The organism is Pseudonocardia benzenivorans CB1190, from assembly GCF_000196675.2.
In the GTDB taxonomy this organism is placed as follows: Bacteria; Actinomycetota; Actinomycetes; order Mycobacteriales; family Pseudonocardiaceae; genus Pseudonocardia; species Pseudonocardia benzenivorans.
The window spans coordinates 6,012,067-6,038,568 of sequence record NC_015312.1 but is presented as its reverse complement, the minus strand read 5'-3'; the positions used below and the strand labels follow the sequence as shown (position 1 = coordinate 6,038,568).

Sequence of the window (26,502 nt, the reverse complement as noted above, 5' to 3'; positions counted from 1 at the left end):
CCAGGATTGCGGGCATGATCGCGGGCCCGCACAACGACATCACCGACGTGGCAGGCATCCGCGTCGGGCACGCGCAGCTCGACGCCGAGGGGGCGCTCTCCGGCACCACCGTCGTGCTCGCGCCGCCGGGCGGTGCCGCCGCGGGAGTCGACGTCCGGGGCGCCGCGCCCGGGACGCGCGAGACCGACCTGCTGGACCCGCGCAACACCGTCGACCGGGTGCACGCGATCGTCCTCGGCGGCGGCAGCGCCTACGGGCTCGACGCGGCGTCCGGGGTGATGGCGAGGCTCGAGGAGGCCGGAACCGGCTTCGCGGTGCCCGGCGGCGTGGTCCCGATCGTGCCCGCCGCGGTGCTGTTCGACCTCGGTCGCGGGGGCCGGTTCACCGCGAGACCCGGTGCGGCACAGGGCATCGCCGCGCACGACGCGGCGACCGACGGCCCGGTCGCGCAGGGCGTGGTCGGCGCCGGGACGGGCGCGGTCGCGGGTGGGCTCAAGGGGGGGATCGGATCGGCCAGTGCGCTCCTGGACGACGGCACGACCGTCGCCGCGATCGTCGCGGTCAACGCCGTCGGCTCACCGGCCGACCTCGCGACGGGGCACCTGCACGGCGCGCGGCACGGCCTGCCCGGCGAGTTCGACCTGCCGGACCCGGGCGCGGGCGGCGGTGCCGCCGTCGCCGGAGCGCTGGGCCGGCACGCCGCCCGCAGCGCGGGGACGGCCACGACGATCGCGGTGCTGGCGACCGACGCGACGCTCGACAAGGCCGGCTGCGCCCGGCTCGCGACGGTGGGCCACGACGGCCTCGCGCGCTCGATCGCGCCGGTGCACACCGTGATGGACGGCGACACGATCTTCGCGATGGCGACGGGCACGCGGCCCGCCCCCGACCTGCCCGCCCTCTTCGCGCTGCACGCGGCGGCGGCGGACGTCGTCGCCCGCGCGATCGTGCACGCGGTCCTGAAGGCGACGAGCGTGTCGACACCGGCGGGCACGTGGCCGTCGTACCGGGACGCCGTCGCCGGGTCGTGAGTGGCAGTGGTCGCGGCAGCACGGGTCGCGGTAGCAACTGTTGCCACTCACAGGGCGTGCGGCTCAGCCGCCCGCGAAGGGTGGCAGGACGTCGAGGACCGCCCCGTGGGGCACGACGACGGACGTGTCGCGGACGGCGATCTCGTCGAGCAGGTAGCTGCAGCGCTGCAGGACGCGGGCGAACTCCGCGTCGCGGCCGGCGCGCAGGGTGTCGAGCAGGTCCTCGACCGACGCGCCCTCCGGCAGCTCGACCGACGTCGTCTCGGTGCCCGCGGCGGCGCGTGCGGCCGCGAAGAAGCGGACGGTCGCGGTCAGCGTCGTCGTTCCGGTCGTCACGCGTGCATCCTCTCTCAGCCGCCGATGGCGCTCATCGGACGGTCGGGCTGCAGGAAGCCGGGGTCGTCGATGCCGTGCCCGGCGAGCTTGCCCCACATGGCGTCGCGCCAGACGTCGGCGATCTCCGCGTCCGACGAGCCGCCGCGCACCATGGCGCGCAGGTCGGTCTCGGTGCGGGCGAACAGGCAGGTGCGGATCTGGCCGTCGGAGGTGAGCCGGGTCCGGTCGCACGCGCCGCAGAACGGGCGGGTCACCGAGGCGATGATGCCGACCATCATCGGGCCGCCGTCGACGACCCAGCGCTCGGCCGGGGCGGCGCCGCGGTGCGCGGGATCGGGGGTGAGCGTGAACTCCGCCGAGAGCGCCTGCATGATCTCGCCCGCGGTGACCATCTCCGAGCGCTCCCAGCCGTGCTGGGCGTCGAGCGGCATCTGCTCGATGAACCGGAGCTCGAAACCCTCGGCGACGGCGAAGCGCAGCAGGTCGACGGCCTCGTCGTCGTTCATCCCGCGCAGCAGCACCGTGTTGATCTTGACGGGTGACAGTCCCGCGTCGCGGGCCGCGCGCATGCCGGCGACCACGTCGTCGAACCTGTCCCGTCGGGTGATCGACGCGAAGCGGTCCGGGCGCAGCGTGTCGAGCGAGACGTTGAGCCGGTTGACCCCCGCGGCCGCCAGCGCCTCGGCGCGCCGGGCGAGGCCGACGCCGTTGGTGGTCAGCGAGATGTCCGGGCGGGGGCGAAGCGCCGCCGACGCCGCGACCAGCTCCTCCAGGCCCTTGCGCAGCAACGGCTCGCCGCCGGTGAAGCGCAGCTCCTCGACGCCGAGGTCGCGCACGGCGATCGTGATGAGCCGCAGCAGCTCCTCGTCGGTGAGCTGCTCCTCGCGCGGCATCCAGTCCAGGCCCTCTGCCGGCATGCAGTAGTGGCAGCGCAGGTTGCAGCGGTCGGTCAGGGAGATGCGCAGGTCCGTCGCCACCCGGCCGAAGCCGTCGATGAGCCGGGCGTCGGCTGGGCGGGCGGGGTCTCGTGTGGTGGCTGTCCGCAGTGCGGGCAGGCCGAGCTCCGTTGCCGTCACCACACGAGAGTAACCATCCGGACGGCCGGAGAAGAGGCCTCTGAGCAGCGGAAATTCGTGTCTCCGCAGGTGCGTGGGAAGCGGGCCTCGGACGCCGCAGAAGCGGATCATCAACACAGTGTGACGAATCCCACCGAGGGGGCCTGCCTGATCGACAGGCCAGGTCGATCAGGCAGGGCCCCGGGCTCATGCCGCGCCGCTCACTCGTGCGCGGCCAGCTCCTGACGGGCGACCGAGCGCAGGTGCACCTCGTCGGGGCCGTCGGCGAACCGCAGCGCGCGGGCCCACGTGTAGAAGTACGCGAGCGGGAAGTCGTCGCTCATCGCGGCGGCGCCGTGCAGCTGCATGGCCCGGTCGATGACGGTGCAGGCCATCCGCGGCACCGCGACCTTGATGGCCGCGATCTCCGTCGCCGCGCCCTTGGAGCCGTGCTCGTCGATCAGCCACGCGGTCTTGAGCACCAGCAGCCGGGCCTGCTCGACCTCGATGCGCGACAGCGCGATCTGCTCGCGCACGACGCCCTGGTCGGCCAGCGGGCGCCCGAAGGCGACCCGGTCGCGGGCCCGCCGGACCATCAGGTCGATCGCCCGCTCGGCCATCCCGATCAGCCGCATGCAGTGGTGGATGCGGCCGGGCCCGAGCCGGGCCTGCGCGATCGCGAAGCCCCCGCCCTCCTCGCCGAGCAGGTTCGACGCGGGGACCCGCACGTCGTCGAACACGATCTCGGAGTGACCGTGCTGGTCCTGGTAGCCGAAGGTCGGAAGGTGGCGCAGGACCTGCATCCCAGGGGCGTCGCGGGGCACGAGGATCATCGACTGCTGACGGTGCCGCGGCGCGTCCGGGTCGGTCTTGCCCATGACGATGAAGACCTTGCAGCGCTCGTCGGCCGTCCCCGAGATCCACCACTTGCGACCGGAGATCACGTAGTCGTCGCCGTCGCGGCGGATCCGCGTCTGCACGTTCGTCGCGTCCGACGACGCGACGTCGGGCTCGGTCATCGCGAACGCCGACCGGATCTCGCCCGCGAGCAGCGGCTCGAGCCACTGCTGCTTCTGCTCGGGCGTGCCGAACAGGTGCAGGGTCTCCATGTTGCCGGTGTCGGGCGCCTGGCAGTTGATGGCCTCCGGCGCGATGACCGGCGACCAGCCGGACACCTCCGCGACCGCGGCGTACTCCAGGTTGGACAGGCCCGACACGCTGGGCAGGAACAGGTTCCACAGCCCCCGCTCCCTGGCCTCCGCCTTCAGCTCCTCGACGACGGGCGGCAGGTCCCACTCCTGCGGGGTGCCGCGGCGTTCGAGGCGCCAGGCGTCGTAGGTCGGTTCGGCCGGGAGCACCTTCTCGTCGAGGAAGGCGCGCATCCGCCGCGTGTGATCGGCTGCCGCTGCGCTGGGTTCGAAGTCCACCGCCGCACCCAATCACAGCTGACCCGACTGCCTGGCGTCGTGCGCATCTGCGGAACTAAGATGCCGCTCGTGCCGCAGTTCAGGATCGCTGACGCCGCGCGCCTGCTCGGCGTCAGCGACGACACCATCCGCCGCCGGGTGGACGCAGGCGTGCTGCCCAGCCGGCCCGACGCGTCGAACCGCACGGTGATCGACGGTGCGGCGCTGGCCGCGTTCGCCCGCGACCACGCCGACGCCACCCCCGACCCGTCCGACGTCCGGCGCTCCGCGCGCAACCGGCTCGTCGGGCTCGTGACGGCCGTCGTCGCCGACACGGTGATGGCCCAGGTCGAGATGCAGTGCGGACCGCACCGGGTGGTGTCCCTGATGAGCGCCGAGGCGGTGGACGACCTCGGGCTGGAGCCCGGGGCGCTCGCCGTCGCGGTCATCAAGTCGACCAACGTGGTCGTGGAGATCCCGGGAGGACTCTCGTGAAGGTTCGTGCACTGCTCGGCCTGCTGGCCGGGCTGGCCCTGCTGCTCGCCGGGTGCGGCGGCGGCTCCGGCGCCTCGGCCGCGTCGCCGACCTCGGGCGACGCCGCTCCCCGCACCCTCACCGTGCTCGCGGCCGCGTCGCTCACCGAGACGTTCAACGCGATGAAGACGCAGTTCGAGACCGACAACCCCGGGGTCACCGTCCGGATCAGCTACGGCGGCTCGTCCGACCTGGCGTCCCAGATCGTCAACGGGGCGCCCGCCGACGTCTTCGCCGCCGCGAGCGACGCGACGATGAAGACCGTCACCGACAAGAGCCTGACCGCCGCGCCACCGGTGAGCTTCGCCACGAACGTCCTGCAGATCGCCACCCAGCCCGGCAACCCCAAGGGCATCGCGACGTTCGCCGACCTGGCCAAGCCCGGCCTCAAGGTCGTCGTGTGCGCCCCGCCCGTCCCGTGCGGTGCCGCCGAGCAGAAGGTCGAGAAGGCCACCGGTGTGACCCTGACCCCGGTCAGCCAGGAGACCGACGTCAAGTCCGTGCTCGGCAAGGTCAGCAGCGGCAACGCCGACGCCGGCCTCGTCTACGTGACCGACGTCACCGCCGCGAAGGGGCAGGTCCAGGGCGTGAGCTTCCCCGAGGCGCAGCAGGCCGTGACCAACTACCCGATCGCCGTGGTCAAGAACGCGCCGCAGGCCGACCTCGCCCAGAAGTGGGTCGCCCTGGTCACCGGTGAGTTCGGCCAGAAGACGCTGCAGGCGGCCGGGTTCGGCGCGCCGCAGGCGTGACGGCTCCACGACGGTGCTGCACGGTGAGACGGTGACCTCGGAGCGCCCGTGACCCTCACCGACGACGCATCGCAGGCACCCACGGCCGAGCGGCGCCAGGACCGGCGCCACGAACGTGACGTCGCCCTGCCCCGCTGGATGTGGGTGCCCGCGGTCGTCGGGTTCCTGGTGATCGCGCTGCCCGTCCTCGGCCTGCTCGTCGAGGCCGACTGGCGGCGGATGCCCGAACTGCTCACCAGCGACGCGGCGCTCGCCGCGCTGCGGCTCTCCCTGGAGACCGCCGCCGCGTCGACGGTCCTGTGCATCCTGCTCGGCGGCCCGCTCGCCGCGGTGCTGGCCCGGGGCAGGCTGCCCGGGCTGCGCGCGCTGCGCTCGGTGGTGCTGCTGCCGCTCGTGCTGCCGCCGGTCGTCGGCGGGCTGGCGCTGCTCTACCTCGTCGGGGCGCGCGGCCTCGTCGGCGAGGGCCTGCGGTTGGCCTTCGGCGTGACGGTCCCCTTCACGACGGTCGCGGTGGTCATCGCGCAGACGTTCGTCGCGATGCCGTTCCTCGTCGTCAGCCTCGAGGGGGCGCTGCGCACCGCGGGGGAGCGCTACGAGGCCGTCGCCGCCACGCTCGGCGCGTCACCCGCGCTGACGTTCCGCCGGGTCACCGTCCCGCTCGTGCTGCCGGGGCTGATGTCGGGCACGGTGCTCGCGTTCGCCCGCTGCCTCGGCGAGTTCGGTGCGACGATCACCTTCGCCGGCAACCTGCAGGGGACGACGCAGACGTTGCCGCTGCTCGTCTATCTCCAGCGCGAGACCGACGACGCCGGTGCCGTCGCGCTGTCGTTGCTGCTCGTCGTCGTCGCGATCCTCGTCATCGTCGTCGCGCGCCCGCGCAACACCGAGGGGCTCCGGTGACCGGGCGCGACGACCGGGGCGCCGGCCTGGCGGCGTCGGTCCGCCTCGAACGCCGGGCGTTCACCCTCGACGTCGCGCTCGACGCCGAGCCCGGCGAGGTCGTCGCCGTACTGGGGCCCAACGGGTCCGGCAAGTCGACGCTGCTCGGGGTGCTCGCGGGGCTGCTGCTGCCCGACGCGGGGCAGGTGCGGGTCGGCGAGACCGTCGTGACCGACGTCGGCGCGGGGATCTCCGTGCCGCCGCACCGCCGCGGGGTCGGGCTGCTCGCCCAGCAGCCCCTGCTGTTCCCGCACCTGACCGCGCTGGCCAACGTCGCGTTCGGGCCGCGGGCGGCGGGGGTCGGCAAGCGGGAGGCGCACGAGCGGGCCCGTGAGCTGATCGCCGACGTGCTGCCCGGTCTCGACGCCGACGAGATGTCGCGGCGCCGGCCGTCGCAGATGTCGGGCGGGCAGCAGCAACGCGTCGCGCTCGCCCGGGCACTCGCGCCGCGCCCGGGCCTGTTGCTGCTCGACGAGCCGCTCGCCGCTCTCGACGTCGACGCCACGCCCGCGATGCGCTCGCTGCTGCGCCGGGTCATCCGCGATGCCAAGCAGACCGCCCTGCTCGTCACGCACTCCGCGCTCGACGCCCTCGTGCTCGCCGACCGGATCGCCGTCCTCGGCGGTGGGCGGATCGTCGAGCAGGGGGCGACGCGTGAGGTGCTGACCAAGCCGCGCACGCCGTTCACCGCCCGGATCGCGGGACTCGACCTCGTGCCCGGAACGGCCTGCGCCGAGGGCCTGCGCACCCGGGACGGGACGGTCGTCGCCGGCCGGTTCGACGACCCGCTCCCGGAGGGCGAGTCCGCGGTCGCGGTGTTCCCGCCCTCGGCCGTCGCGGTGTTCCGGGACCGGCCGAGCGGGAGCCCTCGCAACGTCCTGCAGGTCAGGCTGGCCGCGATCGAGCCGCAGGGCGACACCGTCCGGCTGCGCGCAGCGCCGCTCGCGGGCGGGCATGCCTGGGTCGACGGGCTCGCCGCCGACGTCACCCTCGCCGCCGCGGCCGAGCTGGCCGTCGAACCCGGCGCCGAGCTGTGGTTCGCGGTGAAGGCGACCGAGGTGGCCGTCCACCCCGCGGCCCTGTGATCCGCCGCCCTGCTCCGCTGCTCCTCTGGTTGATCGCCGGGCGCGGGACATCAGCGCAAGGAGATGCGCTCAGGTCCCGGCTTCGGTGATCACGAGGTCGCCTCGGCGCGGTCGACGCGTGCGCCTGACCGGCTGGGCGCCGCCCGTGCGCGCTGAGTCGTCGGCCGCGTGTCGCTCGCCCCGCCGGGTGATCTCGACGCGCCGCCGCCGGGTCCACGACCGGGCGGGAGCGCCGCGAACGGCGACGCTGCGTCACCGCGCACCGCGCGCTCGGCCGTGGATACGTCCGGTTCGGTGGTCGGGGACGCAGGCGGTCGCGGCGGGTCACCCCGTTCGCCCAGGTCGGCAGCGGGAGGTCGGCTCATCGGGGCGGGTCCCGCGCCGCCGCGAGGGGTCACTGACCGCAACTATCACCGGCAAACTTTTGCCACACGAGCATCACCCGACTCGATCGTGTGGCTGTCCGGCGGGCTTCGCGGCCTTTACCGTCACTCGACGTGACGCGAACTGCCCTGAAGGTGCTCGTCGTGGTGCTGCTGCTCGTGGTGTTCGGGTCGGCCACGGGCGCGCTGCCGAGCGAGATCCCCGCCCCGGTGGCCGACGAGACCGCGGGCACGAGCGCCGCGACGTCGCGGCCGGGTGCCCCCGTGGGGCAACCGCCCTCCGTCGGGGCGGGCAGCGCGCAGGCCGGCGACGTGTCGGCCCGAGCCGGTGGTGCGACCGTCGGGGGCCGCGGGGCGGGCGCCCCGACGACCGCGGCGACGCCCGCTCCACCGGAGCCCGCGACGACCGCCCCGGCTGTGCCGACGCCGAGCGTGCCGGCCACGACCGGATCCGGGCCGAGCGAGCCTGCGTCGAGCGAGCCTGCGTCGACCGTCCCCGCGTCGACCGGCCCCGGGACGAACCCGACCCCTGCCACGATCGCGGCCGCCGCCAGTGCCGACTACGTCGTCCACGCCGCCACCGAGGCCGACGCCACCCGGGCCGCACAGCAGCTCGGCGTCACCCCGACCCAGACGTTCCGCGAGGTCATCGCGGGCTGGGCGGCGACGCTGACGGCGGACCAGGTCTCGACGCTGCACACCCTGCCCGGCATCCTCGGCGTCGAGCAGGACCGCACGATCAGCCCGCTGGAGCCCAGGACGATCCGTGCGTCGACCCCCGCCACGGCCGTCCCGAACACCGAGGCGACCCAGACCTCGCCGCGGAACTGGGGGCTCGACCGCATCGACCAGGCCGCCCTCCCGCTCGACGGGCGCTACACCGTCAACGGCACCGGCGCGGGTGTGACGATCTACGTCGTCGACACGGGCGTCGACGTCAGCCACCCCGACTTCGGGGGCCGCGCGAGCGTCGGCACCGACACGATCGACGACAACTCCACCGACTGCGACGGCCACGGCACCGTGGTGGCGGGCATCGCCGCCTCCACGACCTACGGCGTCGCCAAGCAGGCCCGGATCGAGTCGGTCAAGGTCCTCGACTGCAACGGCACCGGCACGCTGTCCTCCCTGCTGGCCGGCGTCGACTGGGTGGCGCGCAACCACTCCGGCCCGTCGGTCGCCGTCATGTCCTGGAGCTACGGCCCGTCCGACGTCCTCACCGCCGCGGTGAAGGGCCTCGTCGACAACGGGGTGTTCGTCGCGTCCTCGGCCGGCAACACGGGGGCCGACGACTGCGACGTCGCCCCGCGCGACGCGGCGGGCGTGCTCGTCGTCGCCAACTCGACGATCGACGACAAGCGCGCCCCGACGTCGAGCACCGGCGCCTGCGTCGGCCTCTACGCGCCGGGGACCGGGATCATCGCCCCGGTCCCGGGCGGGGGCACCGCCTCCTACAGCGGCACGTCGATGGCGGCGCCGTTCGCCGCCGGGGTCGCCGCTCTCTACAAGCAGGAGAAGGGCGACGCCCCGAGCGCCACGGTCCGGCAGTGGATCCTCGACCACGCCACGCCGAACGTCGTCGCGGGCGGCGGGACGGGCGGCACCCCGAACCTGCTCCTCAACACCGGTGGGCTCTGACCGGGTCGTGAGCGGGCCGCTCGCCGCGGGTCAGGGCTCCAGCGTCGCGAAGCCGGCGTAGGGGACGAGCGCCTCGGGCAGCCGGACCGAACCGTCGGGCTGCTGGCCCTGCTCCAGGACGGCGACGAGCGTGCGCCCGATCGGCAGGCCCGACCCGTTGAGGGTGCCGGCGAAGCCGCGGGAGCCGTCCTTGGCCTTCGTACGGATGCCGGCGCGGCGGGCCTGGAACACCCCGAAGTCCGAGCACGAGGAGATCTCGCGGTAGGTGCCCTGGCTGGGCAGCCACACCTCGATGTCGAACGTCAGCGCCGCCGAGAAGCCCGTGTCGCCCGCCGCGAGCTTGACGACGCGGTAGGCCAGCCCGAGCCCCTGCAACGCCGACTCGGCGTGCCCGACCAGGACGTCGAGCTCCTCGCGCGACCGGGCCGGGTCGACGAAGCGGACCAGCTCGACCTTGGCGAACTCGTGCATCCGGATCAGGCCACGGGTGTCGCGGCCGTAGGAGCCGGCCTCCGAGCGGAAGCACGGCGTGTGCGCCGTGTACGCCAGCGGGAGCGACTCGAGGTCGAGCGTCTCGCGCGCGTGCAGGTTGGTGAGCGGAACCTCGGCCGTCGGGATGAGGAAGAGCTCCCGGTCGGCGACCTCGGTGCGGAACAGGTCCTGCTCGAACTTGGGCAGCTGCCCCGTCCCGGTCATGGTCTGGCGCGTGACCAGCGACGGCACCGAGAACTCGGTGTAGCCGTTCTCCAGCGCCTTGTCGATCAGGTAGGCGCCGATGGCGCGCTGCAGCGCCGCACCCCTGCCCTTGAGGACCGCGAACCGCGGACCCGACAGCTTGGTGGCGCGCGGCAGGTCGAGGATGCCGAGCTTCTCGGCGATGTCGACGTGGTCGGCCGGCGACTCGATCGTGGGCGGCTCGCCCCAGGTGCGGACGAGCTCGGCGTCGGCGTCGGAGGTCCCGTCGGGCGACTCGTCGGCCGGCAGGTTCGGGATGCCCAGCAGCAGGTCCTGCAGCTGCGCGTCGAACTCCTTCTGCTCGTCCTCGGCGGCCGAGACGATGCCCTTGAGCTCGCGGGCGCGCTCGACCAGCGCGGGCCGCTCCTCGGCGGACGCGCCCTTCACCGACGTCGCGACCCGCTTGGACTCCGCGCGCGCCTCGTCGCCCCGTTGGATCGCGGAGTTGCGCCCGGTCAGGAGCTTCTCCAGCTCGGGGAGGTCGAGGGAGTAGCCGCGGCGGGCGAGCTTGCGCACGGCGTCGGTGGCGGGGTCGAGCAGGACGCGCGGGTCATGCATCGGACGAGGGTATCGCCCGTCCGCAGCCGGATATCCCCGGCGGTCGGACCTGACCTGCGGGGGAGTGGCGTGCGTCGCTGTGGCGAGACAGGATGTCGTGAGCCCTCCCGACCGCACCCGAGGAGAACGACGTCGTGACCTCCGCAGGCGCCCCCGCTGTCCCGTCCTACGCCTCCGGCATCTCCGAGGTGCCGTTGCTGGGCGACACGATCGGCGACAACCTTGACCGCACGGCCACCGCGCAGCCTGATGTGGAGGCGCTGGTGGAGGTGCCGACGGCCCGGCGGTGGACGTATGCGCAGTTGCGTGAGGACGTCGATGTCGTGGCGATGGGTCTGATGCGGGCGGGTCTGGGCAAGGGTGACCGGGTGGGGATCTGGGCGCCGAACATGGCGGAGTGGACGCTGGTCCAGTACGCGACGGCCAAGATCGGCGCGATCCTGGTCAACATCAACCCGGCGTACCGCACGCACGAGTTGGAGTACGTGCTCAACCAGGCCGGGATCCGGATGTTGGTGTCGGCGGAGAAGTTCAAGACCTCCGACTACGTAGGCATGATCGAGAAGGTGCGGGGCAGCTGCCCGGCGCTGGAGCAGGTCGTGATCATCGGTGGCCCGGAGTGGGAGGCGTTGGTGGAGTCGGGCCGCGGCGGCGACCGTGAGGAGCTGGCCCGGCTGCAGGCCGCGTTGAGCCCGGACGACCCGATCAACATCCAGTACACGTCGGGCACCACGGGTTTCCCCAAGGGCGCGACGCTGAGCCACCACAACATCCTCAACAACGGCTACTTCGTCGGCCGGCTGTGCGGCTACACCGCCGAGGACCGCGTCTGCATCCCGGTGCCGTTCTACCACTGCTTCGGGATGGTGATGGGCAACCTGGGGTGCACGACGAACGGGTCGACGATGGTCATCCCGGCGCAGGGGTTCGACCCGGAGGCGACGCTGCGGGCGGTGGCGCAGGAGCGGTGCACGTCGCTCTACGGGGTGCCGACGATGTTCATCGCCGAGCTCAACCATCCGGACTTCGCCTCTTATGACCTGTCGAGTCTGCGGACGGGGATCATGGCCGGGTCGCCGTGTCCGGTGGAGGTGATGAAGCAGGTCGTGGACCGGATGGGGATGACGGAGGTGACGATCTGTTACGGGATGACCGAGACCAGCCCGGTGTCGACGCAGACGCGGGCGGATGACTCGGTGGAGCGGCGGGTGTCGACGGTGGGGCGGGTGCATCCGCATGTCGAGGTGAAGGTGGTGGATCCGGAGACGGGGTTGACGGTGCCGCGTGGGCAGGCCGGGGAGCTGTGTACCCGGGGGTATTCGGTGATGCTCGGCTACTGGGAGCAGCCGGACAAGACGGCGGAGTCGATCGACGCGGCGCGTTGGATGCATACCGGTGACCTGGCGGTGATGGACTCCGACGGGTATCTGAACATCACCGGGCGGATCAAGGACATGGTGATCCGGGGTGGGGAGAACGTGTACCCCCGCGAGATCGAGGAGTTCCTCTACACCCACCCGGATGTGCTGGATGCGCAGGTCATCGGCGTTCCCGACATCAAGTACGGCGAGGAGCTGTGCGCGTGGGTGAAGCTGCGTGACGGGGTGGAGGGGCTGACCGCGGAGCAGGTCCGGGAGTTCGCCACCGGCAAGCTGGCGCACTACAAGATCCCGCGCTACGTGATCGTGGTCGACGAGTTCCCGATGACGGTGACGGGGAAGGTCCGCAAGGTCGAGATGCGGGAGAAGTCGGTCGAGCTGCTCGACCTGGCCGACGCCGCCGCGGTCAAGAACGCCTGACTCGCCGCCCGTTGCGCCGTCCGGCCGACGCCGGCGGCGTTTTGGGCGGTGCGCTCCCGGGTGTCGCGGGGCTACGCTGGTACGTGCGCGTCCCGGTGTCGCTCGGCGAGCCGACCGAAATGGTGCGGCGGACCTGGTGATCCGAGGGCGCGTTCGTCGTGCGGGGGTGGAGTTTCCACGGCACGGCGGCGTGGGGACGATCGAGGAACGGGTGAGCAAGGTGCCGACCGGCAGGGTCAAGTGGTACGACGCCGACAAGGGTTTCGGTTTCCTCGCCCAGGACGGCGGCGAGGACGTCTACGTCCGGAAGTCGGCGCTGCCGACGGGTGTGGAGTCGCTGAAGTCGGGGCAGCGCGTCGAGTTCGGGATGGCCGAGGGCCGGCGCGGGCCGCAGGCGCTGCAGGTCCGGCTCGTCGACGCACCGCCGTCTGTCGTCGAGGCGACGCGGCGGCCCGCCGAGGAGCTGCACGGCCTCATCGAGGACATGATCAAGCTCCTCGAGGCCAAGGTGCAGCCCGACCTGCGCCGCGGCCGCTACCCCGAGCGCAAGACGGCCAAGCTCGCCGCGGAGGTCGTCCGGGCCGTGGCCCGGGACCTCGACGGCTGAGACCGCCCGGCCCCCTCAGGCGTCGGTGACCAGCACCCAGCTGCCCCGGATCGGGAACTCGCCCTGGCCCGTGTCCGGGTCGGCGGTCGGGATGCCGTACTGCTGGACCTGCGCGGTGATCAGCTGGTCGGTGGGTGCGGGCAGGACGAGCGAGTAGTCCTTGCGCGCGTTCGCCGCGAACACCGGGCTGCGGCCGTCGACCTGCTGGCCACCGGCGCTGCGGTAGCTGAACACGACCTGCCACGGCGCCGTGGACACCGGCTCGGGGACGGCGACGTCGACCGTGACGCCCGGCGCCACCCCGAGGTGGATCTCCGCCGCGGGGTCGCCGGAGCAGTCGGTGACCTTGATGTCGCACCACTGGGTCGGTCCCGTCGTGCGGGTCTGCCCGGCGACGGTGAACGTCACCTGCGGGGGTGCGTCGTCGGAACCGCCGCAGGCCGCCAGCAGCGACGCGCAGGCGACCAGCAGGAGCGGCAGGGCACGGCGCAGCACGGGGCCAGCCTACGGACGGGACCTCAGCGCGGTGTCGGGGCCATGGGCCTGCTGTCGACGCGCGGGTCCCTGGCCCCCAACCCGGGGACGAGCGTGCGGCCGCGGCTGACCATCGTCGTCTGGATGCCCGCCAGCGCGACGACGACCGAGATCACGACGAAGCCGATCCAGAAAGTCGAGTGCGGCAGCAGCACCCCGAGCGCGCCGCCGAACACCCACGCCAGCTGCAGCACCGTCTCCGAACGGCCGAACGCCGACGCGCGCGACTCCTCGGGCAGGTCCCGCTGGACGACCGCGTCGAGGCACACCTTGGACAGGGCGCTGGCCGTCGAGCCGACGAGGCCGACGATCGCCGCCGTCATGATGCCCGGGATGATCGCGGCGACGACCGTCGAGCACACGACGCCCGCGATGCAGGAGACCACGACCGTGTCGGCGTGCCCGAACGCCGACCGCGCCCCCGCCGCGTTGCCGACGAACCCGCCGATGCCGGCCGCGGCGCCGACGATGCCGATGAGGAACAGCTGTCTCGACGGGTCGTGCTCGGTCTGTTCCTTGACGACGAACGCCACGAACAGGGCCAGGAAGCCGGTGAGGATGCGGATCGAGGCGTTGCCCCACAACGCCGTGACGACGCCGCGGCCCATCGGTCTGCGCTTGCCCCGCCTCGTCGTGCGCAGGGCGGCGGGGACCTCGCCGGCGGTGACCTCCACCCAGCGCGGGATGCGCACGCACAGCCACACGCCCACGACCGCCAGCGCCGCGGTGTAGTAGAGCGCCCCCGACGACCCGAACATCCACGCCACGCCACCCGCGACGCCGCCGAAGACGCCACCCGCGACCAGGCCGAACGTCGTCAACCGGGAGTTCGTGGTGGTGAGCGTGATCGTCTCGGGCAGGACTCTCGGGGTGACCGCCGCCTTGAGCACCATGTAGCTCTTCGAGAGCACCATCGTGCCGAGGGCGGCGGGGTAGAGCAGCCAGTTCTCGTAGTTGAGCGCCATCACGACCGCGAGCACGGCCCGCCCCGCGAACGACACCGCGAGCGCGGCGCGCCTGCCGCGCTGCAGCCGGTCGAGCAGCGGGCCGATGACGGGCGCGACGACCGCGAACGGCGCCACCGTGATCGCCAGGTAGAGCGCGACGTTGGACTTCGACTCGGCGCTGGCGGCGGCGAAGAACAGCGTGTTGGCCAGCGCGACGGTGACCGCGGCGTCGACGGCGTAGGTCATCATCGTCGCGTAGGTCAGGGCGGTCAGGCCCGACCGGTCGGCCCCGTCGGCCGTCGCGGCGCGGTGGAAGGTGCGCACGCCCCGCTCGGCGAACTGCCGGCTGCGCATCGCCGCGACACGGGTGACGGTCAGCTTCCGCGGGGTCCGCGGGCCCGCAGGACGCCGCGGCTCGGTGGGCCCGTCGTCCTCGGCGGGCGTCTCGGGAGGCGTGTCCCGGGTTTGTGTGTCCCGAGCCTGCGTCTCCCGGGCCTGCGTCTCCCGGGCCTGCGTCTCCCGGGGTTGCGGTGGCGCCGGCCGGCGGGGCTGTTCCCGGACCGTCTCGCTCGCCCAGTCGATCTCGGGGCGCGGGTCACCGGCCGGGTGGCCGCCGGGCGCGGCACCCGACGCGGGTCCCGTCGGGCGCCACGACTGCGGGGGCGTCGGGTCGCGGTGGTACTCGGCGGGGTCGTAGTCGGGGTCGTCGTGCCAGGGGTACCGGCGGCGGACCGTCGGCTGGTAGGGCGGCGGCACCGGCCGGGCATCCGGCCGCCGCTCACCCCAGCCCGGCGGCTGCGGGGCCGTGGCCCCGCCCTGGGATCCGGTGTTGCCCTGGGAGCCAGTGCCGCCCAGGGACCCGGTGCCGCCCTGGGATCCTGCACCGTCCTGGGATCCGGTGCCGCCCTGGGACCCGGTGCCGTCCTGGGACCCTCCGTCCGGCGACGCCCACGAGCGGCGCTTGCCGCGCCGCGGTTCGCGCGCGTGCGGGGATCCGGACCGAGCCACGCAACCATTGTGGCCCATGGGCCCTCCGTTGCGTGCCACTCACGAAGCGGTGAACCGCACCCGGAACATCACCGGCCAGAACTTGCCCGTCAGCAGGAACTCGTCGCCGCCGAGCGAGGCGATGCCGTTGAGCACGTCGGTCCCGGGTCGCTGCGCCGCGGAGAGCAGCCCCGACGCGTCGACGACGGCCGTCACCACCCCGGTGGCCGGGTCGATCCGCACGATCCGGTCGGTCTGCCAGACGTTGGCCCAGACCTGCCCGGCCACGCACTCCAGCTCGTTGATCTGCGGCAGCGGCTCGCCGTCGACCGTCACCCGCACCGACCCGGTCTCGGCGAACGTCGTCGGGTCCTGGAACCGGAGCAGATCGGTGCCGTCGGAGCGGACCAGCCGTGCCCCGTCCGAACACAGCCCCCAGCCCTCACCGCTGATCGGCACCTGCCGCAGGAGCTGCAACGAGGCCCGGTCCCATTCGAGGGCGACACCGTCGCGCCAGGTCAGCTGCCAGATCCGGTCGCCGACGACCGTCAGGCCCTCGCCGAAGTAGTCCGCCGGCAGCGGCACCGCGCGGCGCAGCGCACCCGTCGCCGGATCGAGCTCGCGCAGCTGCGACCGGCCGGCCAGCCCTGTGCTCTCGTAGAGGCTGCCGCCGGCGACCTCGAGGCCCTCGGTGAACGCCGACGTGTCGTGCGGGAGCTCGCCGAGGACCTGCGGGCGCAGCGTCGGCGCCCCCGGCGAGCCCGCTCCGCACGCCGCCATCGCCAACAGGGCGACCAGCAGGAGCGCACGGCGGACGATCACGATCCGCCAGGGTGGCACAATCCCGGGAATGAGCGACGAACCGACGCACGACGAGGGCGCCGCCGGCGGCGAGGCGCAGCGCCTGCTGGCCGACGCCGTCGACCTCGCCCGCGCGGCGGCCGTCGAGGAGGCGGGGTCCGACGCGAACCCGACCGAGGCCGCGGCCGCGGTCGGCGAGCACCTGTGCGGCGTCGCCGAGGACGGCGGCGCCGCCTACACCCACTTCTTCGCCGCGACGCGGCCCGGCTATCGCGGGTGGCGGTGGGCCGTCACGCTGGCCGCGGGCTCGGCCGAGGACGGGACGGCCACCGTCAGCGAGGTCGTGATGCTGCCCGGCCCGGATGCGCTGGTCGCGCCCACGTGGGTGCCGTGGCAGGAGCGGGTCCGTCCCGGCGACCTCGGGGTCGGCGACCTGCTGCCCTCGCCTCCCGACGACGCGCGGTTGGTCCCCGGCTACGTCGAGTCCGACGACCCGGCCGTCGAGGAGGTCGCCCTCGAGGTCGGGCTGGGGCGGACCCGGGTGCTGAGCCGGTTCGGGCGCACCGAGGCCGCCGCCCGTTGGCAGGAGGGTCCGCGCGGGCCGTCCGCGCCGATCGCGCGCTCCGCGCCGGGCGTGTGCGGGACCTGCGGCTTCTTCGTGCCGCTCGCCGGCTCGCTGCGCGGTGGGTTCGGCGTGTGCGCCAACGAGTTCTCCCCGGGCGACGGGGCGGTCGTGGCCGTCGAGTACGGCTGTGGCGCGCACTCCGACGTCGTCGTCGAGCCGGGGTCGCCGGTGCAGGTCGCCGCCCTCGTCTACGACGACGGGGTCGACCTGGAGACGGTGGAGCGCCCCGCCGCCGAGCTCGAGCCGGCCGACTCCTGAGCGCTGAGCCCGTCGGTGCCGCCCCGAGCGCCGACCCGGTGAGCACCGACCCGGCCGCGGCGGACCCGGTCGGGGCGGATCCGGTCGGCGCGAATCCGGTCGGGGCGGATCCGGTCGGGGCGGACCCGTTCGGGACGAGGGCCCTGCGCGGTGCCGTCCTGGACGCCTGGGCCGCGTCCCCGACCCGTTTCCGGGAGGACGCCAACGCCGAGGAGGACCTGCTCCTCGGCGGGTACGCCGGCGCCTGGTTCGTCGAGCTGGCGCAGAACGCCGCCGACGCGGCCCGTACGGCGGGGATCGCCGGGCGGGTGCTCGTCAGGTTGGTCGCCGACGAGCTGCGCGTCGCGAACACCGGTGCCCCGCTCGACGCGGCCGGGGTCACCGCGCTGGCGTCGCTGCGCGCGTCGGCCAAGCGCGACGACACGGGCTCCGTCGGCCGGTTCGGCGTCGGGTTCGCCGCGGTGCTCGCCGTCTCCCACGAGCCGCGGATCGTCCGTGGCGACGGCCACGGCGTGCGGTTCTCGGCGTCGGCGACCGCGTCGGCCGTCGGCACGCTGCCCGGGCCGGCCGCGGAGCTGACCCGGCGTGCCGGGCAGCTGCCAGTGCTGCGGCTGGCCTGGCCCGTCGTCGAGGAACCGCCGCCCGCCGGGTACGACACCGAGGTGCGGCTCCCGCTGGCGTCCGGGGCCGATCCCGGCCCGCTGCTCGCCGACGCCGCCGCGCAGGCGCCGGACCTGCTGCTCGGGCTGCCCGACCTCGTCGAGGTCACCGTCGGCGACGTGACGGTCCGCCGCGACGACGAGGCCGACGGCCGGGTCCGCGTCGGCGGCAGGTCCTGGCTGCTCGTGCGGTCCACGGGCACGTTCGACGACGACGCCGCCGGCGACCAGGCCGTCGAACAGCGCGGGCGTCGGGAGTGGGCGCTGACGTGGGCGCTGCCGTCGGCCGCCGACGGCACGCCCGAGCCGCTGCCGCCGGACGCGGACGAGGTGCTGCACGCGCCGACGCGGTCGGACGAACGCCTGTCGCTGCCCGCGCGGCTGATCGCGACCGTCCCCCTGGAGCCCGACCGTCGCCGCGTCCGGGACACCGCCGCGACCCGGCAGATCCTCGCCGCCGCCGGACCGGCCTACCTGGACCTGGTCCACGCCGTCGCCCCCGCCGCCCGGGCCGGGCTCGTCCCGGCGCCCGGCTTCCCCCGCTCGACGACCGACGCCGCGCTGCGCGAGGCCGTCCTCGCCGCCCTGCGTGACGGACAGTGGCTGCCCGCCGCCGCGGACGGGACGCTGGTCGCCCGCCGCGCGCAGTGGCTCGACCTGCCCGGCTCCGGGGCCCTCGCCGCGCTGCTCGACCTCCCGCTCGTCGATCCCGACGCGGTGCGCGGTGTCCCGGCCGGGGTGCTCGACGAGCTGGGGCTGCGCTGCGTCGGCCCCGCCGAGCTGGCCGATCGGCTGCTCGGTACCGAGCGACCCGGCGAGTGGTGGCGTTCGGTGTACGCGGCGATCGAGCCCGCTGTCGACCTCGTCCCGGGCCTGCTCGACGAGCTGCGCGCGCTGCCCGTCCCGCTCGCCGACGGCCGGGTCGTTGCCGGGCCGGCGACCGTGCTGCTCCCGGTCGCCGAGACCGCCGAGCTGCTCGCCGGGCTCGACGTCCCCGGCCTGCACCTGGCCGACCCGGCCGCCGTGCACCCGCTGCTCGAACGCCTCGGCGCCGTCGCGGCCGAGCCGGCGTCGCTGCTCGAGGTGCCCGCGTTGCGCGAGGCCGTCGAACGGTCCGTCGACGACGCCGAGGCCGGGTTGGACACCGCGCCCCTGGCCGCCGCGGTGCTGGGGCTGCTCGCGCTGACCGACGCCGGCCCCCGGCTGGGCGCACTCGCCCTGCCCGACGAGCACGGCGACCCCGCCCGCGCCGACGAGCTCGTCCTGCCCGACGCCGCGATCCGGCCGCTGCTCGCGCCGGACGCACCCGTCGGTGTGCTCGACGCCGACGTCGCCGCCCGGTTCCCGCGCGCGGCGCTCGTCGCGGCCGGTGTGCTGGACGGGTTCGGGCTCGTCGTCGACGACGAGCCCCTCGGCCCCGACCACGACCTGCACGACGCGGACGTCTGGTGGGACGGCCTGGACGCGCCACCCGTGCGGTTCGTCGGCCTGCGCGACCTCGACCTCGTCGACGACGACGCCTGGCCCGCCGCGCTCGCCCTGCTCGGCGCCGACCGCGAGAGCCGGGCCGCCGTGCTCGCCGACGGCTACGTGCGTTGGTGGCTGCGTGCCAACGTCCTGCTCGGCGGGCGCCCACCCGGGCACTGGAGGCTGGCGACGGCGTCCGACCTCGCCGCGCTGTACGCCCCGGCGCCCGCGCCCGGTGTCGACGACGCGGTGCTGCGGGCCGTCGGCGTCCGGGCGGGGCTCACGGTCGACGACCCCGAGGCCGCCCACGACCTGCTCGAGCGCCTCGCCGACCCGTCCCGGGCCCCCGACCCCGCGACCGTCCTCGCCGCCTACGAGGCCCTCGCCGATGCCGTCGCCGACGGCCGGGTCGACCCGGCCGCGGTCGAGCCCCCGCAGCGGGTGCGGGTGCTCGACGCCAGCGTCGTACCCGTCGACGACGTCGTCGTCCTCGACGCGCCCTGGCTCGCCGCCGTGCTGCCCGCCGCCGAGGTCGTCGCCGGCGGCGACCCGGCGGTGCTCGCCGAGCTGCTCGACCTGCCGCTCGCATCGGACTATGTGGACGCGACGGTCGAACCGGACGCGGGGCGGCTCGTGGCCTGGTCCGCAATGCCCGATGTCGTGGTGGCGTGCCACACACTCGGGGTCCCCGTTCCGCCCGGCGACCTGGTGCTGCACGACGAGCTCGCCGTCGCGCTACGCCGTCCGGACCTGGGCAGGCGCACCGTCGCAGCCTGGCCCGACGGGGCCGGACGATGGCACGCGAGCGATCCGCTCCGGGCACTCGTCGGGCTGCTCGCGACCGAGCGGGCGCCCCTGCCGCACGGTGGGTGGACCGCGGGCGTGCGTGCTAGGAAGAACTCGTGAGCGATCGCCACGGCGGACCGCGACCCGCGCGCCCGCCGCGTCGGGTGTGCGTCCTGTCGGTCCACACCTCGCCGCTGGAGCAGCCCGGGACCGGCGACGCCGGCGGGATGAACGTCTACATCGTGCAGACCGCCCAGCGCATGGCCCGACGTGGTGTGGCCGTCGAGATCTTCACCCGGGCCACGTCGTCGGAGCTGCCGCCGGTCGTCGAGATGGCTCCCGGTGTGCTCGTCCGGCACCTCGCCGCGGGGCCGTACGAGGGGCTGGGCAAGAACGACCTGCCCGGCCAGCTGTGCGCGTTCGCCTCCGGCGTCATGCGCGCCGAGGCCCGCCACGAGCCCGGCTGGTACGACACGATCCACTCCCACTACTGGCTTTCCGGTCAGGTGGGTTGGCTCGCGCGCGACCGTTGGGGCGTCCCCCTCGTGCACAGCGCGCACACCCTCGCCAAGGTCAAGAACGCCGCTCTCGCCGACGGTGACCCGCCCGAGCCGATGGTCCGCGTGATCGGCGAGGACCAGGTGGTCGCCGAGGCCGACCGGCTCATCACCAACACCGACATCGAGACCCGGCAGCTGCTCGACCTCTACGACGCCGATCCGCTGCGGACCGTCACGATCCCGCCCGGCGTGGACCTCGACCGGTTCACGCCCGGGTCCGCCGCGATCGCCCGGTCCCGCCTCGGGCTGCCGCCCGATGCCGTCGTCCTCGCCTTCGTCGGACGCATCCAGCCGCTCAAGGCCCCCGACGTGCTGCTGCGCGCCGCGGCCGAACTGCTGCGCCGCGACCCGGCGCTGCGGGAACGTCTCGTCGTGCTCGTCGCGGGCGGGCCCTCGGGCAGCGGGCTGGCCGAACCGCGCGCGCTGCAGGAGCTGGGCACCGCGCTCGGCCTCGACGACGTGCTGCGCTTCCTGCCCCCGCAGAACGGTCGCGAGCTGGTGCAGGTCTACCGCGCCGCCGACGTCGTCGCCGTGCCCAGCCACAACGAGTCCTTCGGGCTGGTGGCGCTGGAGGCGCAGGCGTGTGCGACGCCCGTCGTCGCGGCCGCCGTGGGCGGGCTGCCCGTCGCCGTCGACGACGGCCGGTCCGGGCTGCTCGTCGGGGGCCACGACCCCGCCCGGTGGGCCGACGCCCTCGCCGCCGTCGCGCTCGACCGCGCGCGCCGCGAATGGCTGGCCGCGGGAGCGGTCGCACACGCCAACCGGTTCTCCTGGGACCGGACGACCGAGGCGCTGCTCGCCACCTACGCCGAGGCCGGCGCGGAGTTCGCCGTCCGGCGCAGCCCCGCGGCGGTCGGCGGCGGCCGGACACTCGACGCCGCGACACTCGCCCGGGTGCGCGACGGTCTCGCGCGTGTGGGCGAGAGCTGAGCGGGGGACCCGATCTCCATGAGCGATCCCGTCGTCGTGATCGAGGCCGCGCTGCGGGACCTCGATGTCGAGCACACCCGGCGCGACCGCGGTGAGTACCTGGTCACCCTCCCCGGCACCAACCGGCTGCAGACGCCGTGCTGGCTCGTCGTGCGTGAGCACACCCTGTTCGTGCAGGCCTTCGTCTGTCGTCAGCCTGACGAGAACCACGAGGGTGTCTACCGTTTCCTGTTGCAACGCAACGCGCGGCTCTACGGTGTGCACTACGCGCTCGACCGCATCGGCGACATCCACCTGATCGGACGGGCCTCGCTCGACGCCGTGACCTCCGCGGAGCTCGACCGCATCCTCGGCCAGGTCCTCGAGGCCGCCGACGGCGACTTCAACACCCTCCTGGAGCTGGGCTTCGCGTCCTCGATCCGCAAGGAGTACGCCTGGCGGACCGAGCGTGGCGAGTCCCTGGCCAACCTCCGCGCCTTCGAGCACCTCTTCACCTGACCGCCGACGCCGCGACGGCCGCGCCCTTCGGTCGAGCCGACGCGCGGGTCGGGCGGCCGGTTCCGCCTCCGGGTGCGCCGGTGCGGTTGCCGTCGTGGAGCGGTGCGCCGGGGACGCCGGGTCGCGGCTCGGTCGGCGCCGGTGTCCCGAGCGCAACCTGAGGGTCGGTCCGGTGGCTCGCCTCCACGGTGAGGTTGCGGCGTGGTCCAGATCAGCGTCAGAGCCGTCCGCGGTGTGCGGGAGGACGCGAGTCGGCCGGCGTCGACCGAGGGCAGCCGAGGTTCCGGGCGGCGCAACCTGGGGGTCGGTGTCGGGGTTGGGCGCGACAGCGAGGTTGCGGGCGGTGTTCCGGGCGCAACCTGGGGGTCGGTGTCGGGGTTGGGCGCGACAGTGAGGTTGCGGCCGAGGGTGGGGCGCACCCCGAGAGTCGGGCTGGCTCGCCGGTGAGTTGCGGTGTGGGCCGTGGCGCACCGTCAGGGCCATCAGCGGTGTGCGGGGGAGCGGGTGCGGTCGGCGTCGGGCCGAGGGGCGGCCGGGGTTCCGGGCGCAACCTGAGGGTTGGTCCCGCGGCCGGGCGGGACAGTGAGGTTGCGGCCGAGGGCGGGGGAACCTCCGCGCTGTCCGCGGGTTGGCGACGACGTGAGATTTGCGGGGCGGCTCGGCCAACCGTTCCCGGTGTCCGTTCCGTCCTCTCCGCGGAGAGGGTCACCTCTCCTCGAGGGGAGACGAGATGACGACGACCGAGACCCCGGTTCCGCAGGCGCCGCCCGTGCGTACACCGCCGCCACCCCCGACGGCGCCACCACCCCCGGCGGCACCGTCGTCGCGTGGGCGTGCGCGCCGGCGTACGGCGTTTCGGGTCGCGGGCGTCGTGCTCGCGGCGCTCGTGCTGGGGGTGCTGCTCGCGGCGATGATCGTCGCGACGACCTCGTCCGGTGCGAGCGGCGAGCGGGGATCGTCAGCCGGGTACGCCGCACCGGCGACGGGCGGTGCGGCGGAAGGGAGTGTCGCGCCGGCCGCGCCGTCGGAGAGCTCGGACAGCGGTGCGCGGGCTGTCGCCCCGGGGGCCGACCCCGCGCAGACCGCGATCGGGCCCGACCGCGCGGTGGTCCGTTCGGCGACGGTCCGCGTTGAGGTCGCCGACCCGGCGGTCGCGGCTGCCGACGTCCGTGCCGCGGCCTCGTCCGCGGGTGGCTACGCGGCGAACGAGCGGTCGGCGAGCGAGCGGTCCGATCTCGTCGTGAAGGTCCCCTCGGTCGGCCTCGACGCGTTCCTGAACCGGATCGGCGGGCTGGGCACCGTGACGGACCGGTCGACGACGGCGCGCGACGTCACCGACCAGCTCGTCGACACCGACGCGCGGGTCGCGAGCATGCGGGCGAGCGTCGACCGCGTCCGGACGCTGCTGGCGCAGGCGGACTCGGTCTCGGAGATCATGTCGATCGAGTCGGAGCTGACCCGGCGCCAGGCCGACCTCGACGCGCTGGAGCGCCGCCTCGCCGCGCTGCGTACGAGCACCGACCTGGCGACGATCGACGTCGCGCTCGTCCCGCGGGGTACGGCTCCCGCCGCCGATCCGGGACCCGGTTTCGGCGCGGGGCTCGGTACCGGCTGGGAATGGTTGCGGGGGATCGGCTCGGCGCTGGCCGCGACGGCCGGGTTCCTCCTGCCGCTGCTGCCCGTGGTCGCGGTGCTCGTCCTGCTCGGGTGGGGCGGCCGCCGCGTGCTGCGGTCACGACGAGTCCGGGCGAGGCGATCGGACGCCGGACCGGCCCCGGCCGCGGGCGGGCCTGCCGGCTCGGACGCCGAGACCGGCTGATCGTCAATCGTGGGACGTGGGCGCAGCTGGGCGCGCTCAGGTCCCGCGTGTGGGGATCATCAGGGGTCGCGTGCGGCGGGGTGGCGCGGCCCGGCGGGATGGCGCGGCGCGGCGGGTGCGCTCGCTGCCGTGGCGCGGAGTGGGTGCCGACCGGTGATCGCCGATCGCGGGGCATGGGCGCACGAGGATGCGCTCAGGTCCCTCGCGCGGTGATCACTCGTCGTGGAGTCGCCCGGGTGCGGCGAGGCAGGACTGTTCGCTGTGGTGCTCGCGGGGCGTGGTGTCGAACCGGGTGATCGCCGGTTGCGGGGCATGGCCGCACGAGGATGCGCTCAGGTCCCTCGCGCGGTGATCACTCGTCGTGGAGTCGCCCGGGTGCGGCGAGACAGGACTGTTCGCTGTGGTGCTCGCGGGGCGTGGTGTCGAACCGGGTGATCGCCGGCCGCGGGGCATGGGCGCACTTGCATGCGCTCAGGTCCCTCGTTCGACGATCACCCCGCGGCTGATCACCCTCGGCCGGCGACCTGCGGCCCGGGGCCTGCAGCAGGGGCCGATCAGCCGCAGCGCCGGGTGAGCGCCAGGCGCCCGGACAGCACACCCGACCGCCAGATCGCATCCGGTGTCCGGGCGAGCACCCGGGGTCGGGGCGAGCACCCCGCCGCAGGGCGAGCACCCGGTGGCCGTCCGGAGCGCGGGCCGTGGTCACCCCGGAGGGGCAGTCGACGACCGAGACGCGGGACGGTCAGGGCGCGACGGGGACCGAGACGCCGATGCCGCCCTGGGTCTGGGCGCCGTAGCGCTCGATCTCGGCGGCGAGGTCGAGGGGGCGAGTGGTGATCTCGACGTCGGCAGGGAGGAGCTCGGCGGGAACGAGCCAGCTGACCTCGAACTCGAGACCGTCGGGGTCGTGGGCGTAGAGGGCCTTGGTGGTGCCGTGGTCCGAGGCCCCGACGAGGGAGCCGCGCTCGCGCAGCACGCCGGCGATGCGGTCGAGCTCGGCGAGGGTGTCGACCTCCCAGGCGAGGTGGTAGAGCCCCACGGTCGCCTGCCCGGCCTGCGAGGCGCCGGCGGCGCTGCCGATGGCGAACAGGCCGAGGTCGTGGTCGTTGGACGAGCCCTCCGCCTGGAGGAACGCCGCGCGGCCCGGCATCTCGACCTTCACCCGGAAGCCGAGGGCCTCGCGGTAGAACGCCACGCTCCGGGCGACGTCGCGGACGTAGAGGACGGCGTGGTTGAGGCGCTGGACCGGCATGACGGGCTCCGTGGGTCGACAGTTCTTACGTTCAATATTCAACCACAGTACGAGAGAAAGATGAAAGCTCAAGTTTTTCCGCTACAGTGCAAGCATGGGTGACGCGGACGAAGCACGCTGGCTGGACGCCGAGGAGTACGCGGCCTGGCGGTCCCTGCTCGCGACGGTCTCGCTGCTGGAGTCCGCGCTCGACCGGCAGCTGCAGCGCGACGCCGGCATGCCGCACGCCTACTACCAGATCCTGGCGATGCTCTCGGAGACGCCGGGTCGGGCGCTGCGCATGAGCGACCTCGCGGACATCACGCAGAGCTCGCAGAGCCGGCTCTCGCACGCGGTGTCGCGGCTCGAGGCCCGCGGCTGGGTCCGTCGCCGGCCCTGTCCCGACGACCGTCGGTCCACGTTCGCCGAGCTCACCGCGGCGGGCCAGGAGGTACTGGTGGCGGCGGCGCCCGGGCACGTCGAGTGCGTCCGGCAGAACCTGTTCGACCAGCTCACCCGCGACCAGGTGCGCGCGTTGACCGAGGTCTGCACGGCTGCGCTGGGTCGGCTGGCCGCGGCGCCGGGTGCCGGCCCCCTGCGCGGAGCCCTCCAGAGGGCGCAGGGCGTGCCCGACGTCTCGCGTGACGCCGCCCTCGGCCGCTAGGACCATCACGACGGGCTGGCAAGCTGTCCGGCATGGGAACCCTGGTGCTGCTCCGTCACGGGCAGAGCGTGTGGAACGCCGAGAACCTGTTCACCGGCTGGGTCGACGTCCCGCTGTCCCCCCTGGGTGAGGACGAGGCCCGCCGCGGCGGCGAGCTGCTGGCCGAGGCGGGACTGCTCCCGGACGTGCTGCACACGTCGCTGCTGCGACGGGCCATCTCCACGGCCAACCTCGCGCTCGACACCTCGGGCCGCTACTGGATCCCGGTGCGACGCAGCTGGCGGCTCAACGAGCGCCACTACGGCGCCCTTCAGGGCAAGGACAAGAAGGCCACCCTCGCCGAGTTCGGCGAGGCGCAGTTCATGCAGTGGCGCCGCTCCTACGACGTCCCGCCGCCGCCGATCCCGGAGGGCGACGAGTTCGGCCAGGACGGCGACGTCCGCTACGCCGACCTGGGTGCGGACATGCCGCGCACCGAGTGCCTGGCCGACGTCGTCGCGCGCTTCCTGCCGTACTGGGAGGAGGCGATCGTCCCCGATCTGCGCGCGGGGAAGGTCGTGCTGGTCACCGCGCACGGCAACTCGTTGCGCGCGCTCGTCAAGCACCTCGACGGGATCTCCGACGACGACATCGTCGGGCTCAACATCCCGACGGGCATCCCGCTGCGCTACGACCTCGACGACGACCTGCGCCCGACCAACCCCGGCGGTACCTACCTCGACGCCGCCGCGGCCGAGGACGCGATCGCGGCCGTCGCCAACCAGGGGCGCTGAGCCCGGCGGGCGTCACCCGGACGTTCGACCCTCGGAAGGGTGAACGGCCGGTGAACGGCGGCGGAAATGTCGCGCCGTGGAGGGTCGGGAGGGTCACGACGGGCCCTT

Annotated in this window: 23 protein-coding genes; 15 read left to right on the top strand and 8 right to left on the bottom strand. The window is 74.3% G+C overall.

What is annotated here, in order from left to right; translation table 11 throughout:
* The first annotated feature begins 14 nt into the window (after positions 1-14).
* Positions 15-1,031 carry a P1 family peptidase gene (locus PSED_RS28455; protein WP_013677689.1) on the top strand — a complete coding sequence of 339 codons (1,017 nt, stop codon included), beginning with the start codon at positions 15-17 and terminating at the stop codon, positions 1,029-1,031.
* Between the two features lie 63 nt (positions 1,032-1,094).
* Here the strand turns inward: PSED_RS28455 and PSED_RS28450 are convergent, their stop codons facing one another.
* From PSED_RS28450 to PSED_RS28440, 3 genes are all read right to left on the bottom strand, one after another.
* Positions 1,095-1,367 (bottom strand): MoaD/ThiS family protein, encoded by a 273-nt coding sequence (locus tag PSED_RS28450; protein ID WP_013677688.1) that lies wholly within the window; start codon positions 1,365-1,367, stop codon positions 1,095-1,097.
* 14 nt (positions 1,368-1,381) lie between these two features.
* Positions 1,382-2,443 (bottom strand): GTP 3',8-cyclase MoaA, encoded by a 1,062-nt coding sequence (moaA, locus tag PSED_RS28445; protein ID WP_049803781.1) that lies wholly within the window; start codon positions 2,441-2,443, stop codon positions 1,382-1,384.
* A 200-nt stretch (positions 2,444-2,643) separates the two neighbouring features.
* Complete coding sequence (locus PSED_RS28440; protein WP_013677686.1) at positions 2,644-3,849, bottom strand: acyl-CoA dehydrogenase family protein; 1,206 nt, start codon at positions 3,847-3,849, stop codon at positions 2,644-2,646.
* A gap of 60 nt (positions 3,850-3,909) precedes the next feature.
* Here PSED_RS28440 and PSED_RS28435 point away from each other — a divergent pair, with 60 nt between their 5' ends.
* From PSED_RS28435 to PSED_RS28415, 5 genes are all read left to right on the top strand, one after another.
* Positions 3,910-4,323, top strand: coding sequence for a TOBE domain-containing protein (locus PSED_RS28435; protein WP_013677685.1), 414 nt, complete (start codon positions 3,910-3,912; stop codon positions 4,321-4,323).
* The gene (modA, locus tag PSED_RS28430) at positions 4,320-5,111 is read left to right on the top strand and encodes a molybdate ABC transporter substrate-binding protein (protein ID WP_013677684.1); all 792 of its coding nucleotides are present in this window, start codon (positions 4,320-4,322) and stop codon (positions 5,109-5,111) included. The genes PSED_RS28435 and modA overlap by 4 nt, the downstream gene beginning before the upstream one ends.
* Before the next feature lie 138 nt (positions 5,112-5,249).
* Positions 5,250-6,011 carry an ABC transporter permease gene (locus PSED_RS28425; RefSeq protein ID WP_049803780.1) on the top strand — a complete coding sequence of 254 codons (762 nt, stop codon included), beginning with the start codon at positions 5,250-5,252 and terminating at the stop codon, positions 6,009-6,011.
* On the top strand, positions 6,008-7,135 hold the full coding sequence (locus tag PSED_RS28420; protein WP_013677682.1) for an ABC transporter ATP-binding protein: 1,128 nt from the start codon (positions 6,008-6,010) through the stop codon (positions 7,133-7,135). The genes PSED_RS28425 and PSED_RS28420 overlap by 4 nt, the downstream gene beginning before the upstream one ends.
* 497 nt (positions 7,136-7,632) lie before the next feature.
* Entirely contained in the window at positions 7,633-9,156 is a 1,524-nt protein-coding gene (locus PSED_RS28415; protein WP_233899185.1) for a S8 family peptidase, read from the top strand.
* 30 nt (positions 9,157-9,186) lie between these two features.
* Here PSED_RS28415 and serS read toward each other — a convergent pair whose 3' ends face one another.
* Positions 9,187-10,449 carry a serine--tRNA ligase gene (serS, locus tag PSED_RS28410; protein WP_013677680.1) on the bottom strand — a complete coding sequence of 421 codons (1,263 nt, stop codon included), beginning with the start codon at positions 10,447-10,449 and terminating at the stop codon, positions 9,187-9,189.
* 134 nt (positions 10,450-10,583) lie between these two features.
* On the opposite strand from serS, the gene PSED_RS28405 reads away from it, so the two are divergent.
* Positions 10,584-12,248, top strand: a complete 1,665-nt coding sequence (locus PSED_RS28405) for an AMP-binding protein (protein WP_013677679.1) — start codon at positions 10,584-10,586, stop codon at positions 12,246-12,248.
* A 220-nt stretch (positions 12,249-12,468) separates the two neighbouring features.
* Positions 12,469-12,855, top strand: a complete 387-nt coding sequence (locus PSED_RS35400; protein ID WP_041762662.1) for a cold-shock protein — start codon at positions 12,469-12,471, stop codon at positions 12,853-12,855.
* A 15-nt stretch (positions 12,856-12,870) separates the two neighbouring features.
* On the opposite strand, the gene PSED_RS28395 is transcribed toward PSED_RS35400, so the two are convergent.
* From PSED_RS28395 to PSED_RS28385, 3 genes are read right to left on the bottom strand one after another with little or no spacing between them, the layout of a single operon-like run.
* Positions 12,871-13,350, bottom strand: coding sequence for a DUF2771 family protein (locus PSED_RS28395; protein ID WP_013677677.1), 480 nt, complete (start codon positions 13,348-13,350; stop codon positions 12,871-12,873).
* A 23-nt stretch (positions 13,351-13,373) separates the two neighbouring features.
* Positions 13,374-15,362: an MFS transporter gene (locus PSED_RS28390; protein ID WP_013677676.1), complete on the bottom strand. Its 1,989-nt coding sequence runs from the start codon at positions 15,360-15,362 to the stop codon at positions 13,374-13,376.
* Between the two features lie 21 nt (positions 15,363-15,383).
* Positions 15,384-16,145 (bottom strand): glutaminyl-peptide cyclotransferase, encoded by a 762-nt coding sequence (locus tag PSED_RS28385; protein ID WP_013677675.1) that lies wholly within the window; start codon positions 16,143-16,145, stop codon positions 15,384-15,386.
* A gap of 28 nt (positions 16,146-16,173) precedes the next feature.
* Here PSED_RS28385 and PSED_RS28380 point away from each other — a divergent pair, with 28 nt between their 5' ends.
* The 5 genes from PSED_RS28380 to PSED_RS28360 all read left to right on the top strand — a co-directional run bounded on the left by PSED_RS28380 (position 16,174) and on the right by PSED_RS28360 (position 23,726).
* A complete protein-coding gene (locus PSED_RS28380; protein ID WP_013677674.1) occupies positions 16,174-17,007 on the top strand; it encodes a DUF3027 domain-containing protein in 834 nt (277 codons plus the stop codon).
* Between the two features lie 38 nt (positions 17,008-17,045).
* Positions 17,046-20,039, top strand: coding sequence for a sacsin N-terminal ATP-binding-like domain-containing protein (locus PSED_RS28375; protein WP_013677673.1), 2,994 nt, complete (start codon positions 17,046-17,048; stop codon positions 20,037-20,039).
* Positions 20,036-21,409, top strand: a complete 1,374-nt coding sequence (gene mshA, locus PSED_RS28370) for a D-inositol-3-phosphate glycosyltransferase (RefSeq protein ID WP_013677672.1) — start codon at positions 20,036-20,038, stop codon at positions 21,407-21,409. Before PSED_RS28375 ends, mshA begins: the two co-directional genes overlap by 4 nt.
* Before the next feature lie 18 nt (positions 21,410-21,427).
* A complete protein-coding gene (locus PSED_RS28365) occupies positions 21,428-21,907 on the top strand; it encodes a type III secretion system chaperone family protein (RefSeq protein WP_013677671.1) in 480 nt (159 codons plus the stop codon).
* A gap of 730 nt (positions 21,908-22,637) precedes the next feature.
* Positions 22,638-23,726, top strand: coding sequence for a DUF4349 domain-containing protein (locus PSED_RS28360; RefSeq protein ID WP_013677670.1), 1,089 nt, complete (start codon positions 22,638-22,640; stop codon positions 23,724-23,726).
* A gap of 742 nt (positions 23,727-24,468) precedes the next feature.
* On the opposite strand, the gene PSED_RS28355 is transcribed toward PSED_RS28360, so the two are convergent.
* Entirely contained in the window at positions 24,469-24,978 is a 510-nt protein-coding gene (locus tag PSED_RS28355) for a VOC family protein (protein WP_013677669.1), read from the bottom strand.
* Positions 24,979-25,072: 94 nt separating this feature from the next.
* Here PSED_RS28355 and PSED_RS28350 point away from each other — a divergent pair, with 94 nt between their 5' ends.
* Together PSED_RS28350 and PSED_RS28345 are read left to right on the top strand one after the other, a co-directional pair.
* Positions 25,073-25,621 carry a MarR family winged helix-turn-helix transcriptional regulator gene (locus PSED_RS28350; RefSeq protein ID WP_013677668.1) on the top strand — a complete coding sequence of 183 codons (549 nt, stop codon included), beginning with the start codon at positions 25,073-25,075 and terminating at the stop codon, positions 25,619-25,621.
* Between the two features lie 23 nt (positions 25,622-25,644).
* The gene (locus PSED_RS28345; RefSeq protein WP_041760081.1) at positions 25,645-26,394 is read left to right on the top strand and encodes a phosphoglyceromutase; all 750 of its coding nucleotides are present in this window, start codon (positions 25,645-25,647) and stop codon (positions 26,392-26,394) included.
* Positions 26,395-26,502 lie beyond the last annotated feature (108 nt).